Here is a 17,539-nt window from a genome sequence, read left to right on the forward strand (position 1 = left end):
ATCTATTAAAAGCAGTAGCAGGGCTTTATACCAACCGGCATAAATCTTTGATCAATTTAACGAATTAAGTTGCCCTATAACGTTGTTAAAAATTTTTTATTTACAACAACTAGATACAAAAGTTTTTGCCTGGTTCTAGCGTAATTTTCTTCACATTAAATAGACCTCATATATAAGCAGATTGGTATTAAAGCTAAAGTTAGTCTTAACCTTTAGGTAGTAGTGGTACTTCCAGTGAGTTTATCTGGGAATTTAAGCTGTAAAGACTATCAAAATCTAATTTATATGATATATACTATTATTATTGAATGTCACCATCTGCTAGATTGTGTCTCAAGCATCGAAAGTAATATAGCTAGGCAACTTTCGTAACATTTATAACTCACACAATGAAGAAGAGGATAGGAAAATCATGGCCGACACTAAATCATTTTATCGATTGGACAGTGTAAACAGCACCGTTATTTTCGACTGCCAGAGCAAAACACCGGCATTACTGTACTTTGGTAAGCGTCTATCTGTGCAAACAACTGAAACAATGCTTACTCAGCTTGCAACTCGTCAAGAAGTAAAATGTGCCGTGGTTGAAGAAGCACCTATTTCTCTTTCTCCACTTTTAGGTGAAGGCTTTACTGGTGCGCCAGGCCTTGAGCTTGTAAACGACTCTATTGCTTGGTCTGTAGGGCCAAAGCTAAAAGAGGTTCGTCAGCCATCATCAGCAACGCTTGAGTTTGTAAGCGTAGATGAGCTTCGTGGTATTGAAGTCGTTCACAGCATTACGCTTGATAACAACACAAATGTTTTAAGTGCACATACTGTATTAACTAATTTAGGTGACTCACCACTAAGCGTTAACTTTTGTGCAGCGCCAACGTTCCAGCTGCCAGATAGCGTAAGCAAAATTGTAAGTTTTGAAGGGCGCTGGTCAAACGAATTCCAACGTCAATCTGTTGATTTAGTGCTTGGCAGTTTTGTACGCGAAAACCGTAAAGGTAAAACGTCACATGATGTATTCCCTGGTTTATTAGTACATAACGAAAGTGCAGGTGAGCAACACGGCGAATGTTACGGCTTTCATTTAGGTTGGAGTGGTAACAACAAACTACGTGCAGAGCTACTACCTGAAGGTCGTCGATACGTGCAAATGGGCGAGTTATTATTACCTGGTGAGCTTACGCTTGCTAAAGGTCAAACGTATCAAAGCCCTAGTATTTACGGCTCGTTTTCAAGCGACGGATTTAGTGCGCTTTCACGCAATTTCCACCGTTTTGTTAAAGCAAATTTACTTACTCAAGCACAGCGTGAAAAATCTCGCCCTGTACATTACAACACGTGGGAAGGTATTTACTTTGACCACGATGTAGACACGTTAAAGCAGTTAGCCGATAAAGTAGCCCCACTAGGTATTGATCGTTTTGTACTTGATGACGGCTGGTTTAAAGGTCGTCGAGGCGACAACGCAGGCTTAGGCGATTGGACGGTAGATTACGAAATTTATCCAGACGGCCTATCGCCAGTAATTGACCATGTAAATAGCTTAGGCATGGAGTTTGGTATTTGGTTTGAACCAGAAATGGTAAACCCAGATAGCGATTTATACCGTGCTCACCCTGATTGGGTATTAGGCTCAGAAAATAACGAGCAATTAAGCTTTAGAAACCAGTTGGTGCTTGATTTAACGCGCACTGAGGTTGTTGAATACTTATACAAAGCCATTGACGATATTTTAGTTGAATACCCAACTATTAAGTACATTAAGTGGGATATGAACCGCGATATTAACCATGCAGGTAACTTTGATGGTAAGCCAGCCGTGCATCAACAAACACTGGCACTGTATCGTTTAATTGATCGTATTAAAGCGGCGCACCCAGGCCTTGAAATAGAAAGCTGTTCATCAGGTGGTGCACGTGTAGATTACGGCGTACTAGCACATACAGACCGTGTTTGGACGTCGGATTCTAACGATGCGCTCGATCGCCTTGAAATTCAACGTGGTTGTTCGTTCTTCTTCCCATCGTCGGTTATGGGGGCACACGTAGGCCCACGTGATTGTCATATTACTGGTCGTAATGTAAGTATTGAAATGCGTGCTGCGGTATCAATGTTTGGCCACATGGGAATCGAAATGGACCCACGTGAACTGACCGAACACGAATACAATACCCTTAAAGCGGCTATTGCACTGCATAAAGAACATCGTGAATTTATTCATGCTGCCGATTTATACCGCCTAGATAGTGACGATTTATCAATTAATTTTGGTTTAATCGACGAGCAAAAATCAAAAGCGTTGTTTGCTTATAACAGCGTGCGCGAAACACCGCGCACAGCGCCTAATAAGCTTCGTTTTGTTGGTTTAGATGCTGATACACAGTACACACTTAATTTAGTATGGCCTGTTAAATTTGAAGAGTATCGTCCTTCATCTATTGCGGCTGTTAACGGGCAAACATTTACCGGTGAAGCACTAATGGAATTTGGCCTGCAAATGCCAATTTCATTCCCGCAAACATCACTTATTTTTGAGCTTAACAAAGCTTAAAATATAATAACCAGTAAAAAGGGAGCTAATTAGCTCCCTTTTTTAATGATGTTTTTTAAGCCATTAGTCGAGTTTAGATTCAATAAGCTCTAAGGCTTCTTCTAAGATAGTTTCTACTGCTTTTTTAGCGCGTTCTGGATTACGTGATTTAATCGTATCTAAAATATCAGCATGTTTTGCTACATCGGCACCTGGCACACCTTTAATATGGTTTGTGTAACGAATACTTACACGCAGCGCAGTGCTAATAAATTCCGTTAACTGCACAAAAAAGCGATTATTACTGGCCACTAATATACTGGTATGAAAGGCAATGTCAGCCTCTAGCGGATCGTCCAAGCCTTCATCTGCATCGGCCATGCGAGCAAGTGCGTTATCTATTTCAGCAAGTTGCTCAGCTGTGGCATTTACAGCGGCTAAAGCGGCTGCTTGTGGTTCAAGTGCTACACGTACTTGAGTAAATTCTTTTAATAAAGAGAGTGATGGTTTGCTGCTTAAAATCCAACGTAGTACGTCGGTGTCAAACATATTCCAGCTACTTTCTGGTAAAACACGAATACCTTGTTTAGGACGAGAAGAAATAAGCCCTTTAGCTGAGAGCATTTTAACCGCTTCACGCGTTGCACTGCGGCTCACATCGTACTTTATACATAAATCAGCTTCAGACGGTAGTCCTTCACTAACAGGGTAAATACCACGCACAATAGCAAAGCCCAGATCATGGGTTAATTGTTGTGTTAAATTTTGACGGGGTTGGCTTTTCATTGCGTAGGATTCCGTATTGAAACATTACTTTATTATATATCATATATCATATTAATGTACTCAAGGATATGATATAAACTTTTAATCAGTTAAATATTTTAACACAGTGTTTTAGTGCGTTATAACGACTATTGGCGTTTTTAATAAGCAAAACATTGATGCAAGTTGTTGTTTGGAGAGTTTAATTTGGACACCCTAGCTCAATATCATAGTATTTCTGGCAAAGTTGTTTTTATAACGGGTGGCGCATCAGGCATTGGCAGAGCAATGGTTAAATCCTTTGTAAAGCAAAATGCAAAAGTGGCATTTATAGATATTGACGATGCTGCAGCACAATCGCTTATTAGCGAATTACCTGATGCAAATTTATGGTACAGGCAGGTTGATGTAACCGACTCACACACACTCCAGCAATCATTGGTCGATGCGTGCGCAGCCTTAGGTACTATTAATATTTTGGTCAATAATGTAGCAAATGATCGTCGTCAAGCAAGTGAAGACGTTACCGTACAAGATTGGGATCAATGCTTACAAATAAATTTAAACCCAGCTTTTTTTGCCTCTCAAGTTGCTATGTCTTTTATGAAAGGCGAGGGCGCGGGCAGTATTATTAACTTTAGTTCTATTAATGCTATTATGGGACAACCTCAAATGGCCGGTTATGTAACAGCTAAAGCGGGTTTAATAGGCATGACTAAAGCACTGGCTCGCGATTATGGCGAACATGGTATTCGCGTAAACGCAATACTACCCGGCTGGGTTGCCACCGACCGTCAGCTTGCAAGCTGGTTTACACAAGAAGAGCAAGTAAAGTGGATGGAAGCCATGGCACTTAAAAAGCTCGTAACTCCTAATGATGTTGCTAACTTAGCACTCTTTTTAGCCGCTGACGAAAGCAGTATGATCACCGGTCAAAGTATTAAAATTGACGGTGGGAGGCTTTAAAGCTTGGCTACTTCAACCTTTTTTATTGCTGTTGATTGGGGCACAAGCCATTTAAGGGCTTATTTGTGCGAAGTAAACGCGCAATCAACACTTAAACTATTAGCGCAAAGAGATGGGTTAGGTGTTGTTAAAGCTAATCAAAACTTTGAGCAAACCCTAATTGATACTGTTGCTGTATGGATGCAGCAGTATGGAAATTTGCCTATTTATATAGCCGGGCAAATAACTTCAAGTATAGGCTGGCACGAAACCCCTTATTTAGAATGCCCAATTAACCCAGAAGGTTTGCTTAGTGCGGCTGTTACTTTTGAATGCAACGGGCACACCATAAAGGCATTGCCTGGCACAAAGTGCACGCTGCAAAATGGTTTATTTGACGTTATGCGCGGGGAAGAGCTGCAAATACTCGGTTTTTTAAAGCAAAACCCCGAGTATCAGCAAGGCAAAATATTACTTTGTTTACCGGGTACTCACACAAAGTGGGTGCTATTAAATGACGGGCAAATAACCTATTTTAAAACGGCGATGACCGGCGAGTTATATGACTTACTTTGCCATCAAAGCGTATTAATACCTAATGACTGTGCAGAGGGTGAGTTTGACTTTAAGGCATTTGAGCAAGGTTGTGAGCTGACCCTAGGCAGCGATAGCGGTAACTTAGCGCATGGCATTTTTAGTGTAAGAACTCGCCAGCTTTCAAAAGAGTTAACGCCAGTGCAAGCTAAAGCATACTTATCGGGAGTGTTAATCGGCAGCGATGTACGTGCAGCACGCCATGCTAGCGAATGGCAATTACTAAGCGATACACAAGTCGTAGTTATTGGCACAACGCAGCTTAATAAATGCTTTACCACCGCGCTTAAACAAATAGGCGTTAAGTGCGTTGAGTTTGATATTAAAACAGCCACTTTGAGTGGTTTTAATTACCTGTTTAATTTAGAGTCAAAAAAATAAACCCCTTTATAAGGATTAAATTATAAAGGGGTTAACGGGAAGCTGTTATAGCAGCAATGTCATTAAGCGCTTATAGCTGCTTGTTTGTTATCAATGTATTGATTAAGCGTCGCTACTTGCGCGTCATTAAAGCGTAGTCCTAATTTGCTGCGGCGCCATAAAATGTTGTAAGCATTTTCTGCCCATTCTTCACTTAGTAAGTAATCTACTTCTGCTGCAAATAAGCCATGGCCAAAGTCTTGGCCTAAATCACTGAGCTGTGTTGCACTACCTAAAATTAGTTTTGCACGAGTACCGTAGGTACGTACAAAGCGTTTAAGAGTCACTTCTGGTAACCAACTGTAAGCAGCATTAAGTTCAGACTTAAGCGCTTCTACCGAGCTAAAATCGCCGCCAGGAAGCGCACTGTGCTTAGTCCATGCTTCACTCATTTGCGGGTAAAACTCTTCAAGCTTATTAACCGCAGCTTCGGCAAGTTTACGGTAGGTAGTAATTTTCCCGCCAAATACACTCAGTAATGGTGTTTGCTTACCTTCGCTTGAAAGCTCTAATTTATAATCGCGTGTTACGGCTTGCGCATTAACTGACTCGTCATCAAGCAATGGGCGCACACCTGAGAAGGTATGTACTATGTCTTCGCGTTTAATGTGGTTTTTAAAGTAGCTGTTAGTAATATCGATTAAGTAATCGATTTCTTCATCACTAATTTTAACGTCTTGTGCTGCGCCTTTATGTTCAACATCGGTGGTGCCTACCAGTGAGTAGTCATCCTCAAACGGAATAACAAACACAATACGCTGATCTTTATTTTGTAAAATGTACGCTTGTTTTTCATCATGAATGCGAGGCACCACAATGTGGCTGCCTTTAACAAGTCGAATATTTTGTGGTGACTTTTCAATAAGTGCTTCGTCAAATAACTTAGCAACCCAAGGGCCTGCAGCATTAACTATACCTTTAGCCGAAATAGTATATTTAGCCTTACTATTTTGTTGCTCTAGCGTCACTTGCCATTTGTCTTGCTCGCGTTTAGCGTTTACACACTTAGTTTGCGTAGCGATGGTAGCGCCTTTATTTTGAGCGGCTAGGGCATTTAAAATAACCAAACGAGAGTCATCCACCCAACCATCAGAGTATTCAAAGCCTTTAGTAATTGAAGGTTCTAATACGCTATTTTCGCCAAATTTAATACCGCGAGAACCAGCCAGTGTTTCGCGCTTGGCTAGATTGTCGTACATAAATAAGCCAATGCGAATCATCCACGCAGGGCGAAGGTGTTTTTGATGTGGAAGTCTAAAGGTCAGCGGCCACATAATGTGCGGTGCATTTTTAAGTAACACTTCACGTTCGGCTAGCGCTTCTTTTACTAATCTAAATTCGTAATGCTCAAGGTAGCGCAAACCACCGTGGATCAGCTTTGAACTGTTTGAAGACGTTGCGCAGGCTAAATCTGATTGTTCGCACAAAAGTACTTTTAATCCTCTGCCTGCTGCATCAGCTGCTATTCCGGTGCCGTTTACTCCGCCACCGATGACTAGTAAGTCATATTCGTTATCTGCTAATTCCACCGAGCTAACCTTTTTATTTGTAATATAAATAAGACATATAGCATCATAAAGCTGTGGCTCTTATTTGACAATAGATAACCGCGCTTTTTGCTTGTTAATTTTTAATCCTGATCGTTTTAAAACACTTTGCGTAAAACACGCTATTTAACTGGCGTTATCTGTGATTTATAAGCCGCTAATTAAATTAGCAGCTTATTTTTTATTGCTGCTGGCAATCGTCACTAGATAAACGAACTTGTGCTACACAGTGCTGCCATTTTGCGTATAAATCGTTACGCTCATCGGCGCTCATTGTTGGCTCAAAACGACGGTCACAGGTCCACATTTTTGCCAACTGCTCAGTCGACTCGTAAATACCTGTTTGTAAGCCTGCTAAGTATGCTACGCCTAAAGAGGTGGTTTCGGTCACTGTTGGGCGCTCTACGGTTGCACCTAAAATGTTAGATAAAAAGGTAAGCACCCAGTTATTTTTAACCATACCGCCATCTACACGCAACACGCTTGGGCGAAGGCCATCACGTTCCATTGCTTTTTGTAAATCTTTGGTTTGATAACCCACCGATTGCAACGCAGCAGCAACAATGGTGCTAATGCCTGAGTCGCGCGTTAAACCTAAAATGGCACCACGTGCGTTAGGGTCCCAATACGGTGCGCCTAAACCTGTAAACGAAGGCACTAAAAATACCCCATGATCAAGCGGTACATCTTTTACTAATGACTCGCTCTCGCCGGCATGGCTTAGTAGTTTTAAGCCTTCAACAATCCACTGCATAGTGGCGCCTGCCATAAAAATACTGCCTTCAATGGCGTAAGTTGGCTTGCCATTTAACCTGTATGCAACGGTTGTCAGTAAGCGGTTTTCAGATGTGAGCGCTTTTTCGCCGGTATTAAGCATTAAAAAACAGCCCGTACCGTAGGTGCTTTTAGCCATACCTTGTTCAAAACATGCATGGCCAACAAGGGCTGCTTGCTGATCGCCGGCAATACCACAAACCCGAATAGGCGCGCCAAAAATATCTTCGCTGGTTGAGCCAAACTCGTCTGCTGAGTCCATGACTTGTGGCAGCATAGATTCAGGAATTTCGAATAAGTCGAGTAACTCTTGATCCCATTGCTGAGTATGGATATTAAATAACATAGTGCGAGATGCGTTAGTTGCATCGGTACGGTGCTCTTTGCCACCCGTTAGTTGCCAAAGCAAGTAAGTATCAACAGTACCAAAAGCCAGTTCGCCAGCAAGGGCTTGCTCGCGTGCGCCTTCTACGTTGTCTAAAATCCAGCGCACTTTAGTGGCTGAAAAATAAGGGTCTAGTAGTAGGCCTGTTTTATCGCTAATCGTTTGGCAAAGCTCGTCAGTACTTAGACTTTCGCAATAAGCGCTGGTGCGGCGGTCTTGCCAAACAATAGCGTTATAAATTGGTTTGCCTGTTTTTTTGTTCCATACCAGTGTGGTTTCGCGTTGGTTGGTGATACCAATAGCAATAATTTCTTCAGGCTTTACGTCTTTTTTAGCCAGCACTTCGCGGCTTGTACTTAGCACTGTTTGCCAAATATCGTTGGGATCGTGTTCTACCCAGCCATTTTGCGGAAAATGCTGCGAAAATTCTTGTTGTGCTGTACCAAAGACGTCTGCATCTTTTGTAAACAAGATGGCCCGAGAGCTTGTGGTTCCTTGATCAATTGAGAGTATGTATTTGGACATGATATTTGTGTTATTTATCTTATCTTATATATGACTAGATTGCCTTTAACTAAGGTTAATGGCAATGGTTTTTTCTTAAAATAGCCGATTAAAAAATAAACACGCAGGTTTTATTTGCTAACTCTTTTAAATAACAGGCGTTTTATTTTGTGATTATTTTAAGCGCGAAGGCGGCTATATATATAAAAATAGCCGCTTAAAACTTAATATTATTTGGTGTATGGTTTAGCTTGTTGCCAATCCATACCCGTTGAAAAGCGATTATCAAACCCGTGCCATTGTGGCAATGGTTTACCATCAACAACCGCTTGGTCGCCGTTTTGTGGTAAATCTAGGTATTTACATTGACTGGTAATGCCTTTTACATGGCAATCCATCATGGCAAGTACAAAGTGTTTGTTGGTCTCGTTTAGAGTGCGCATAGACCACGATGGCTCGTAGTAATGGCCAATATCTAGTTCACTACTACTTTGTGCAATAGCAGGCGCAGGGTGCGGTGCAATATTATGGCGAGCATTTTTGTAAGTAAGCATGTACTTATCTGAGCTGCCTGTTTGATTGTAAAGGTTTTTAATACCTTCATAACCCGATATATCATCTAAGCTGCCCGCTACATAAAGCGAAGGTACTTTAATGTTTTGCATAGCACCGGCTTTAAATAAGTTATGCTGCCCGCCCCACGGAGCAAAGGCCACCATGGCTTTTATGCGTGTATCTACTTGTGGGTTTTTATACTGCCCACCAGCACAGCTATTTAGTAATTGCTGAACTTGTTTAATTTGTGCTGGGTCTTTCATGCCCGTAAACATTGCTGTTGTTTGCTCATTAAAGTCATAACAACCGCCAATTGTATTTACCGCGCCATAGCCACCCATAGAATAGCCAATAATACCTGCGCTGTTGTTATCTACTTGCTTGCTGGCAAAGTTATTTTGCTCATTAAAGTAATTAATAACAAATTGCTGATCGCGAGAGCGGTTTATAAGCGTGCTAAAAAAGCCCGAAAACGGTGCGTTTTTAAAATCAACATCAGCATTGGTTGAGTCGGTATGATCAAGGGCAGCAACTATGTACCCATGCGACGCTAAGTGCTCACCAAGGTAGTACATAATGGTGCGATAGCCTGTATAACCGTGCGAAAGCACAATAACAGGGTAGTGCTCTTTATTATTAATGGCTACATCGCGCATTGCATCGGCTTGTAGGGTAAATGCTTTACCTGTGCGCGTTACATCACTGTAACTAGTTAGTGCTGCCTTTGCCGTGTTCGCTGCGGGATACCACACTTCTACTTTTAAAGGACGATCTTTTTGAGTTTGTGTTGCTGGGTCAAACTGCGCTGGGTTTACTAAATCAAGCGTTTTTACGCCAACGCTGTAACTACCTTTGGCAGCAAGCTCTGGAAGTACTTCGCTGGTTATTGGCGGGTAGAGTTGCTCTGGCGTGTTTTGAGCAGCAAAAACGGCACTTGCCGATAAGCAGCTCGTTGCTAATACTAAGGCTTTTGAAAGCGCTTTAAATGTGTGTGTGGTTGTCATTGTGTATCCTTGTTGTGTGTATTTTTTATTATTAATTTAGATTGTTAGACTCAACGCTATCACTGTATTTGAGCTGCCACTGCGCCCGTAGCTCATCCATTATATTCATAACTCTTAGGCTAGTACTGAGCGGTAATACACTGCTTTGTGTTTGCTGCTGTAAAATACACTCGCTAACGTGATCAATTTCAAACTTAAAGTTTTCATCGTCATTAAAGCTAAAATCAAAGCGCTGCATTTGTTGTGCGTTTAAATGTAGCTCTAGTGACTGAGCCCCCACAAATTCATCAATACGAATATATCCATACTCGCCTAAAATACAGGCTTGAGTAGGGCCATTTTGTTGTAAAGCACTACTTAGCTGTGCAAATTGGCCTTGGCCGTAATTTATAAGGGTTACGCTTCGCTCATCTACGCCGGTCGTGCTTTTATGTACTAATGATTTAATTTGCTCAGGGGTTTTATTAAATACCACATCGGCAATCGATATAGGGTAAATACCTAAATCGAGCAATGCGCCGCCAGCGGTTGCAGGGTTCATTAATCGGTGTGATGATTCAAACTCACCCGCTAGACTAAAGTTGGCATTAACACTGTGTACTTTGCCTATTACGCCTTCGCTTAATAGCTGCTGCAGTTTTACTATGGCTGGTAAAAAGCGCATCCAAACACCTTCCATTAAAAAGCGGTTTTGCTGCTGCGCTAGTTCTTTAAGTGTAATGAGTTGCTGAGCATTAACAGTAATGGGTTTTTCGCTTAGTACATGCTTATTGTGTGTTAAGCATTGTGCAACACTTTTAAAGTGTTGCTCGTGGGTATTGGCAATATAAATGGCATCAATGTTTGGGCATTGCATAAGGGCTTGGTAGCTCTCATAGCCTTTAATTGAATAGTTTGTAGCAAACTCATTTGCGCGCTGCAAACTCGTCGATGCAGCGCCAATAAGCTGAGCATCAGCGCAATGCGCAATGCTCTTAGCAAAGGTGTGAGCAATATTGCCACACCCAATAATTCCCCAATTAACCTTTGCCATGCTTATTCCTTAATTTAATTTAAAAAGACGTAATTTGTAATCCTGAACCTGCTGAACATACGTAAATGTCGGCATTTAAGTTAAAGCGTTCAAAGTAGTGCTGCTCTACTGCTGCTTTAATTAGTGGCACTTCTGCATCACGACATAAACATACAATAGCACCACCAAAGCCACCACCGGTCATACGTACTGCACCGCGTTCGCCCATGGCTTCTTTACAAATTTCTACTAGGCCATCGGTCGCAGGTACGGTTACTTCAAAATAATGTTTAAGCGACTGGTGCGATGCAGCCATTAGCTCACGTAGCGCGTCAATGTCATTATTTTGCAGCGCTTTAGTTGCTGCAATTACACGGTCGTTTTCGCTAATTACATGGTGTGCACGTTTGTATTCGTTCTCGCTCAATGCGTCTTTTGTTGCTTCAAGTGTGGCCATGGTTGCTTTACGAAGTGTGGCTACATTCATTTTTGCAGCTGCTTGCTCACAGTCAACACGACGTTGGTTGTATTCGCTATCTACCAATTTACGTGGGTAGTTAGAGTTCACAATAACAATGTTTAAGTCATCTGGTACTTTTACAGACTCAGTGGCTAGGTTTTCACAGTCAATTAAAAGAGCATGGCCGTTTTCGCCTTTTGCCGAAATAAGCTGATCCATAATGCCCGATTGGCAATGCATAAAGTCGTTTTCGGCTTCTTGGCCTAGTAATGCAATTTTTTCTTCGCTTAAACCAAGTTGTGCAATATGGTTAAACATACCACCAACAGCAACTTCTAGCGCAGCCGATGACGACAAGCCACTGCCTTGCGGTAAGTTACTGTCGATCAGTAAATCGGCGCCGCGTAATGTATGGCCCGCACGCTTTAATACAAATGACACGGCACGAATATAGTTACCCCATTGCGATTGCCCTTCGCTGATGTCTTCATCAACACTAAAGCTGTCTTTTTCGCCTGGGTAATTCAACGAATGCACGGTAATAATGTTGTCGTCGCGCTCTTTAAACATAACTTGAGTACGAAACTCTAACGAGCACGGAAATACAAAACCGTCGTTGTAATCGGTAAATTCGCCAATTAGGTTTACACGCCCTGGTGCTGCAGCAATACCTTGAGCAGGCGTACCGTACAGTGATAAAAATTGTTGTTGAAAATCGTTAAGCGTCATCTGTGTGTCCTGCTGTTTTTTTATAGTGTGTGGTACTGGCTGCTTGTAAAATAGAGGCAGCTGTTTCTGCGCTTAAATCGCGCTGGCTTTCGCCTAGCATTTCGTAGCCAACCATGTGTTTTTTCACAGTAGCAGAGCGAAGTAGCGGCGGGTAAAAATGAGCATGTAAGCGCCAATGTTGCTCATCTGAGCTACGATTAGCCGGTGCATTGTGCCACCCCATAGAATACGGGAAGCTACAATTAAATACGTTGTCGTATTTAGTGGTTAATACTTTAAGTGCCTGTGCTAAAGAGTCTGTTTGCGCATCGTTTAGCTGGCTAAAGTTTTGAATGTTATCTTTAGTTACGATCATTGTTTCAAACGGCCACGCTGCCCAAAATGGCACCACAACAAGCCAATGTTCGTTTTCAAATACGACGCGGGTTTTATCTGCTTGCTCTTTTTGCACGTAATCGGCAAGCATTGCGCTGCCATGCTTTTTAAAATAGGTAAGCTGCTGCGTATCTTCGGCTTCTATTTCAGTTGATAAGTGCGAATGTGCCCATACTTGGCCATGCGGATGAGGTTGCGAGCAACCCATTATCTCGCCTTTATTTTCAAATACCTGAACACACTCATAGTGCTGTGCAAGTTCTGTGTAGTTGTCTTTCCAGGTTTTTACTACTTCGTGCAGGGCATCGTGCTCAAGCTCAGGTAGTGTTTTGTTATGCTCTGGTGAAAAACAAATCACACGGCATTCGCCGCTTGCTTCGTCAGCAATAAATAGATCGTTGTCTGACTCTAAGCTTTGCGATTGCTCGCTCTCATTAGGCGTCAGTGCACCAAAGTCATTTCTAAATACATGTGTGTATTTGTAATCTGGGTTGCTATCGCCATTTGCACGGGTGTTACCTGGGCAAAGTGGGCAGCTTTCATCGTGTTTTGGCAGTACGCTTTCGTTTACTGCTTCTGTTGCGCCTAACCATGGGCGGTTATTACGATGCGGTGAAACTAATACCCAACGCCCCGTTAGCGGGTTTTTACGTCTGTGAGTACTTTCTAATAAAGCCATGTTAACTCTCCAACCCACTTGGGTAATTAGTTTGCCAGCGCCATGTATCGTTGGTCATGTCGCTAAGTGTTAGTTCTGCGTGCCAGTTAAGGGTGTTTTGCGCTTTTGTGGCATCGGCGTAATTACAGGCAATATCGCCTGCTCGGCGCGGTGCACTTTTATAAGGAATATCTTTATTGGCTGATGCGCTAAATGCTTTGATCATATCAAGCACTGAATAACCTTGGCCTGTGCCTAGGTTATAAGCATGAAAGGCGGTATCTGTTTTGTGCTGCATAAAGGCCGCTACATGGCCTTTAGCTAAATCTAAAACATGAATATAGTCGCGCACGCCAGTGCCATCTTCGGTGTCGTAGTCATCACCAAAAATATTAACCACCTCGCGTTTACCTACCGCAGTTTGGGCAATAAAGGGCATTAAATTATTTGGAATACCATTTGGGCTTTCGCCTAATAAACCGCTTGGGTGTGCGCCTACTGGGTTAAAGTAACGAAGCGCTATACCCATAAATTTGCTGTTAGCATTGCATACGTCTTGCATGGCTTGCTCAACCATCACTTTAGTCCAACCATATGGGTTAGTAGCGCGTATAGGGTGTTTTTCATCAATAGGGAGGTAGTCTGGCTCGCCGTACACAGTGGCCGATGAGCTAAATATAATGTGGTTAACGCCTTCATCTTGCATGTTTTGTAGCATGCTTAATGTGCCCGACACATTGTTTTGGTAATAACGCAGTGGTTGCTCGGTTGATTCACCAACCGCTTTTAGTGCTGCAAAGTGAAATACAGCCTCAGCTTGGGTGTGTTTAAGCGCAAGTTTAAATTGCTGCTCGTCTTGAATATCACCTAGGATAAACTCAAAGCGAGTGCCTGTAATCTTTTCGAGCTGGTCAAGTACGCGAGGGCTAGCATTAGATAAATTATCGTAAATAACAGGCGTAATACCCGCCTCATGTAATGCAATACATGTGTGGCTACCTATGTAACCCATACCGCCAGTAACTAAAACTTTCATGTGTTTTCTCGAAAAGTGTATTTATATGATAAATACTACTATTAAGGTGATTTAAAAACAATAGTTATGATTGCGCGTTATTACAAATAAAAGCTTAAAAAACGTACATACCTTACAGAGGGTAAAGCATACAAATACATTGTTTTATAAACGCTTACAAATACTTAGATTTATCAATTAATTCTATAAACTGATTCTCTTATCGACCTAATTATCACCACAGATAAGCAGTGCTAATATAAATTGATAAACAGCAGTCATCGCAATACGTTTAAACGTTTGCCCGTAAAGTGCACTGTGCGTTAAAAAACATTTAATAAATTAGGAGCGATCAACATGAATAAAACAATTTTATTAACAGGTGCTACTGATGGCATAGGCCTAGAAACAGCAAAAATGTTACTAGCCCAAGGTCACACAGTATTATTGCATGGCCGTAACCAAGATAAATTAAATAACGTACAAAGTGCCTTAAATGAGCAATACCCGCAGGCAAGCACTGCAACCTACGTTGCTGATTTAAGCGATATGGCGCAAGTACAAACATTAGCGCAAAGCGTTCTGAGCGATTTACAACAAGCAGATAAAATACTTGATGTACTTATTAATAATGCAGGTGTGTACAAGCTTGCTGATATAACGACAAAAGAAGGGCTAGATGCTCGTTTTGCGGTAAATACTATTGCCCCTTATTTACTTACTAAATTGCTATTGCCTGCTATGAATGCGCAATCGCGTGTTATAAACGTATCATCTGCTGCGCAATCAAGCGTTAACTTTGAGTCCTTAGTAGGTAATAAGCCACTTTCAGATAGCGCAGCCTATGCACAAAGTAAGTTGGCTATTACTATGTGGTCACGTCATTTAGGGCTTGCGCTCAAAAGCACAGGGCCACTAGTTGTATCGGTAAACCCTAAATCGTTACTAGGTAGTAAAATGGTAAAAGATGCATACGGACTTGATGGCGGCGACCTAAAATTAGGCGCTGATATTTTTTGTCGTGCGGCTTTAAGTGATGAATTTAAAGAGGCTACAGGCCTTTACTTTGATAACGATGCAGAGCGCTTTGCTCCTCCACACCCTGATGCACTTAACAACGCTAAAAACCAGCAGCTTGTAGATACCTTAGATTCTGTATTAGCGCAGCATAAATTAGGTAATGTATAGTGAGTGAGCAAATTACCTGGACCGTAGAGGGCCAAATTAAAGATGGCAAGTACGATCAATTTTTAGAGGTAATGCAGCAACTTATTACCTCAGCTAAAAGTGAAGCAGGTACGGTGATGTATGAGTGGACGATTAGCGAGAATAGCCGCAGCGTACATATTTATGAGCGTTACCAAAATGAAGCCGCAGCAAAGTTACACCTGCAAGGGTGGGGCGAAAGCGGCCCGTTATTTTTAAGTGTGGTTGATATGCAGCGAGTGACTGTTTATAGCCAGCTTAGTGAAGAATTTGCCAAAGCCTTTACAGGTCCAAGCACTATATTTATGAAGCCTATAGGTGGGTTTGTAAATTAGAAAGTAGTAAACGTTTTACCCTTTGTTGATCTAAAGAGCTCACCTCATCAGTGAGCTCTTTTTTCGTTTATACAATACTATTCTTGTTGTAAACGTTCGTAGAGCCAATCTTTTAACTCAGAACGGTCATGCTTTAGCTGGTGCATTTGTTCATCGCTGATCGGGGCATCTTTAAGTTCTAATACTCTTATTTCTTTGTCTAGCTTGTCGTACTTATCTGCTTTTTTTGCAAACTCGGTATCGCTTTTATTTAGCTCTGCAATGGTATTTAGATATTGCGGGAAGTCATTGGTGAGTGAGTGGTCTTCGCCTAACATATTCGCTCCTTAGTAGGAAAAATGAGTTACTTAAGTGAATTACTACCTTTTCATCTATTACTCTGGGGTTTACACAATCATAAATCAACCATAACGCGCTTAAATTGATATAGCGCAAAAATTGGGTAGAATTTTATTTAATGCCTACACTTTTAAAAAAGTGGTGCGAGAATTTTCATACTCTACTATAAATATTATTTTGAAACAGATTGTACATTTAGCTTTATTATCATTTATATCAAGTAAAACTACAATGAAGCCTCATTACAAGATTACACATCAACAAATAACAGAGGCAATACCCATGAAAGCAATGACAATTAATAATTTTGGTGGCACTGAAGAGTTTGTAGCAGCTGAGGTTGCAAAACCACAAGTAACAGCAGGTAATGTGTTAGTTCGTATTGCCGCAACAAGCGTAAATACAATTGATATGATGATTCGTCAAATGGGTGCTGACTTACCATTTGCTCCAAAGTTACCTGGTATTTTAGGGATGGACTTTGCGGGTACCATTGAAGCAGTTGGTGAAGGCGTAACAGAATTTGCAGTAGGCGACGAAATTTACGGTTGTGCGGGTGGACTAGGCGACTTACCAGGTGCGCTTGCAGAGTTTATGCTTGCAGATAAGCGTTTAATTGCTCACAAACCTAAAAACCTAACAATGAAAGAAGCAGCAGCTATTCCACTTGTAGGTATTACAGCACTTGAAGGTTTAACACGTGCAAATGTAAGCGCAGGCGAAAAAGTATTAGTGCACGGCGGAGCGGGTGGTGTAGGCCATTTAGCGGTACAACTTGCTAAGCATTTTGGCGCAGATGTTTACTCAACAGGCGGTAACGCTGAGCAACTAGCCCTTATTGAAAGCTTTGGCGCAACAGGCATTAACTTTAAAGACGAAACTGTAGAGCAATACGTTGAAAAACACACAAGCAACGTTGGTTTTGATATGGTGTTTGACACTGTAGGTGGCGGTAACCTGACTAACTCTTTTGCAGCGGCAAAATTAAATGCTCAGGTATCTACAACGCTTTCTTTATTAGAGCTTGATTTAAGCCCTGTGCACTTTAAAGGCTTATCGTTAAATGTAATCTTTATGCTTATACCCATGATCCACGACTTTAACCGTCAAGATCATGGCGACAAACTAGCAAAGCTTGCACAAATTGTTGAAGCAGGCGGCATGCGCCCAGTACTTGATGAGCAAGACTTTACACTTGTCGATACTGCTAAAGCACACGACCGTTTAGCTAGCGGTCAAGCAATAGGTAAAGTGGTTATAAATGTACAATAATGTATTAAGGCCGGCTTTTTAGCCGGCTTCTTTATAATCCTCATAGCTCTTCCAAATTTAGCCCTAACGCAAGAAAAACAAACCTCATTTATATTGACGAATTAATAGTGATAGAATGCAA

Annotated in this window: 15 protein-coding genes; 6 read left to right on the forward strand and 9 right to left on the reverse strand. The window is 41.6% G+C overall.

The genetic code is table 11. From position 1 onward, the window contains the following. Positions 1-412: 412 nt before the first annotated feature. Positions 413-2,545 (forward strand): alpha-galactosidase, encoded by a 2,133-nt coding sequence (locus ATS74_RS12625; protein WP_058549245.1) that lies wholly within the window; start codon positions 413-415, stop codon positions 2,543-2,545. A gap of 63 nt (positions 2,546-2,608) precedes the next feature. Here the strand turns inward: ATS74_RS12625 and ATS74_RS12630 are convergent, their stop codons facing one another. Then, positions 2,609-3,310 carry a FadR/GntR family transcriptional regulator gene (locus ATS74_RS12630; protein WP_058549246.1) on the reverse strand — a complete coding sequence of 234 codons (702 nt, stop codon included), beginning with the start codon at positions 3,308-3,310 and terminating at the stop codon, positions 2,609-2,611. A gap of 186 nt (positions 3,311-3,496) precedes the next feature. On the opposite strand from ATS74_RS12630, the gene ATS74_RS12635 reads away from it, so the two are divergent. Continuing rightward, a complete protein-coding gene (locus tag ATS74_RS12635; protein ID WP_058549247.1) occupies positions 3,497-4,255 on the forward strand; it encodes an SDR family NAD(P)-dependent oxidoreductase in 759 nt (252 codons plus the stop codon). Positions 4,256-4,258: 3 nt separating this feature from the next. Next, positions 4,259-5,209, forward strand: a complete 951-nt coding sequence (locus ATS74_RS12640; protein ID WP_058549248.1) for a 2-dehydro-3-deoxygalactonokinase — start codon at positions 4,259-4,261, stop codon at positions 5,207-5,209. A gap of 62 nt (positions 5,210-5,271) precedes the next feature. Here ATS74_RS12640 and glpD read toward each other — a convergent pair whose 3' ends face one another. The 7 genes from glpD to galE all read right to left on the reverse strand — a co-directional run bounded on the left by glpD (position 5,272) and on the right by galE (position 14,287). Further along, positions 5,272-6,777 (reverse strand): glycerol-3-phosphate dehydrogenase, encoded by a 1,506-nt coding sequence (gene glpD / locus ATS74_RS12645; protein ID WP_058549249.1) that lies wholly within the window; start codon positions 6,775-6,777, stop codon positions 5,272-5,274. 199 nt (positions 6,778-6,976) lie between these two features. Then, positions 6,977-8,479, reverse strand: coding sequence for a glycerol kinase GlpK (glpK, locus tag ATS74_RS12650; RefSeq protein WP_058549250.1), 1,503 nt, complete (start codon positions 8,477-8,479; stop codon positions 6,977-6,979). A gap of 209 nt (positions 8,480-8,688) precedes the next feature. After that, positions 8,689-10,017, reverse strand: coding sequence for an alpha/beta hydrolase family protein (locus ATS74_RS12655; protein ID WP_058549251.1), 1,329 nt, complete (start codon positions 10,015-10,017; stop codon positions 8,689-8,691). A gap of 31 nt (positions 10,018-10,048) precedes the next feature. Next, positions 10,049-11,050 carry a Gfo/Idh/MocA family protein gene (locus ATS74_RS12660; RefSeq protein WP_058549252.1) on the reverse strand — a complete coding sequence of 334 codons (1,002 nt, stop codon included), beginning with the start codon at positions 11,048-11,050 and terminating at the stop codon, positions 10,049-10,051. Positions 11,051-11,069: 19 nt separating this feature from the next. Beyond that, positions 11,070-12,218 carry a galactokinase gene (gene galK / locus ATS74_RS12665; protein ID WP_058549253.1) on the reverse strand — a complete coding sequence of 383 codons (1,149 nt, stop codon included), beginning with the start codon at positions 12,216-12,218 and terminating at the stop codon, positions 11,070-11,072. Next, the gene (locus ATS74_RS12670; RefSeq protein ID WP_058549254.1) at positions 12,208-13,272 is read right to left on the reverse strand and encodes a UDP-glucose--hexose-1-phosphate uridylyltransferase; all 1,065 of its coding nucleotides are present in this window, start codon (positions 13,270-13,272) and stop codon (positions 12,208-12,210) included. Before ATS74_RS12670 ends, galK begins: the two co-directional genes overlap by 11 nt. 1 nt (position 13,273) lies before the next feature. Then, the gene (gene galE, locus ATS74_RS12675) at positions 13,274-14,287 is read right to left on the reverse strand and encodes a UDP-glucose 4-epimerase GalE (RefSeq protein WP_058549255.1); all 1,014 of its coding nucleotides are present in this window, start codon (positions 14,285-14,287) and stop codon (positions 13,274-13,276) included. 336 nt (positions 14,288-14,623) lie between these two features. Here galE and ATS74_RS12680 point away from each other — a divergent pair, with 336 nt between their 5' ends. Beyond that, on the forward strand, positions 14,624-15,454 hold the full coding sequence (locus tag ATS74_RS12680) for an SDR family NAD(P)-dependent oxidoreductase (RefSeq protein WP_058549256.1): 831 nt from the start codon (positions 14,624-14,626) through the stop codon (positions 15,452-15,454). Next, the gene (locus tag ATS74_RS12685) at positions 15,454-15,807 is read left to right on the forward strand and encodes a putative quinol monooxygenase (RefSeq protein WP_058549257.1); all 354 of its coding nucleotides are present in this window, start codon (positions 15,454-15,456) and stop codon (positions 15,805-15,807) included. The genes ATS74_RS12680 and ATS74_RS12685 overlap by 1 nt, the downstream gene beginning before the upstream one ends. Before the next feature lie 77 nt (positions 15,808-15,884). Here ATS74_RS12685 and ATS74_RS12690 read toward each other — a convergent pair whose 3' ends face one another. Further along, the gene (locus ATS74_RS12690) at positions 15,885-16,124 is read right to left on the reverse strand and encodes a YdcH family protein (protein WP_058549258.1); all 240 of its coding nucleotides are present in this window, start codon (positions 16,122-16,124) and stop codon (positions 15,885-15,887) included. Between the two features lie 304 nt (positions 16,125-16,428). Here ATS74_RS12690 and ATS74_RS12695 point away from each other — a divergent pair, with 304 nt between their 5' ends. Then, complete coding sequence (locus ATS74_RS12695) at positions 16,429-17,418, forward strand: zinc-dependent alcohol dehydrogenase family protein (RefSeq protein ID WP_058549259.1); 990 nt, start codon at positions 16,429-16,431, stop codon at positions 17,416-17,418. Positions 17,419-17,539 lie beyond the last annotated feature (121 nt).

It is taken from the genome of Pseudoalteromonas sp. H103 (genome assembly GCF_001469205.1).
In the GTDB taxonomy this organism is placed as follows: Bacteria; Pseudomonadota; Gammaproteobacteria; order Enterobacterales; family Alteromonadaceae; genus Pseudoalteromonas; species Pseudoalteromonas carrageenovora.

Bases quoted from the DNA above. Each gene is read 5' to 3' on its own strand.
- ATS74_RS12625 (WP_058549245.1), top strand. From the start codon at position 413: ATGGCCGACACTAAATCATTTTATCGATTGGACAGTGTAAACAGCACC.
- ATS74_RS12630 (WP_058549246.1), bottom strand. From the start codon at position 3,310: ATGAAAAGCCAACCCCGTCAAAATTTAACACAACAATTAACCCATGAT.
- glpK (WP_058549250.1), bottom strand. From the start codon at position 8,479: ATGTCCAAATACATACTCTCAATTGATCAAGGAACCACAAGCTCTCGG.
- ATS74_RS12655 (WP_058549251.1), bottom strand. From the start codon at position 10,017: ATGACAACCACACACACATTTAAAGCGCTTTCAAAAGCCTTAGTATTA.
- ATS74_RS12660 (WP_058549252.1), bottom strand. From the start codon at position 11,050: ATGGCAAAGGTTAATTGGGGAATTATTGGGTGTGGCAATATTGCTCAC.
- galK (WP_058549253.1), bottom strand. From the start codon at position 12,218: ATGACGCTTAACGATTTTCAACAACAATTTTTATCACTGTACGGTACG.
- ATS74_RS12670 (WP_058549254.1), bottom strand. From the start codon at position 13,272: ATGGCTTTATTAGAAAGTACTCACAGACGTAAAAACCCGCTAACGGGG.
- galE (WP_058549255.1), bottom strand. From the start codon at position 14,287: ATGAAAGTTTTAGTTACTGGCGGTATGGGTTACATAGGTAGCCACACA.
- ATS74_RS12680 (WP_058549256.1), top strand. From the start codon at position 14,624: ATGAATAAAACAATTTTATTAACAGGTGCTACTGATGGCATAGGCCTA.
- ATS74_RS12690 (WP_058549258.1), bottom strand. From the start codon at position 16,124: ATGTTAGGCGAAGACCACTCACTCACCAATGACTTCCCGCAATATCTA.
- ATS74_RS12695 (WP_058549259.1), top strand. From the start codon at position 16,429: ATGAAAGCAATGACAATTAATAATTTTGGTGGCACTGAAGAGTTTGTA.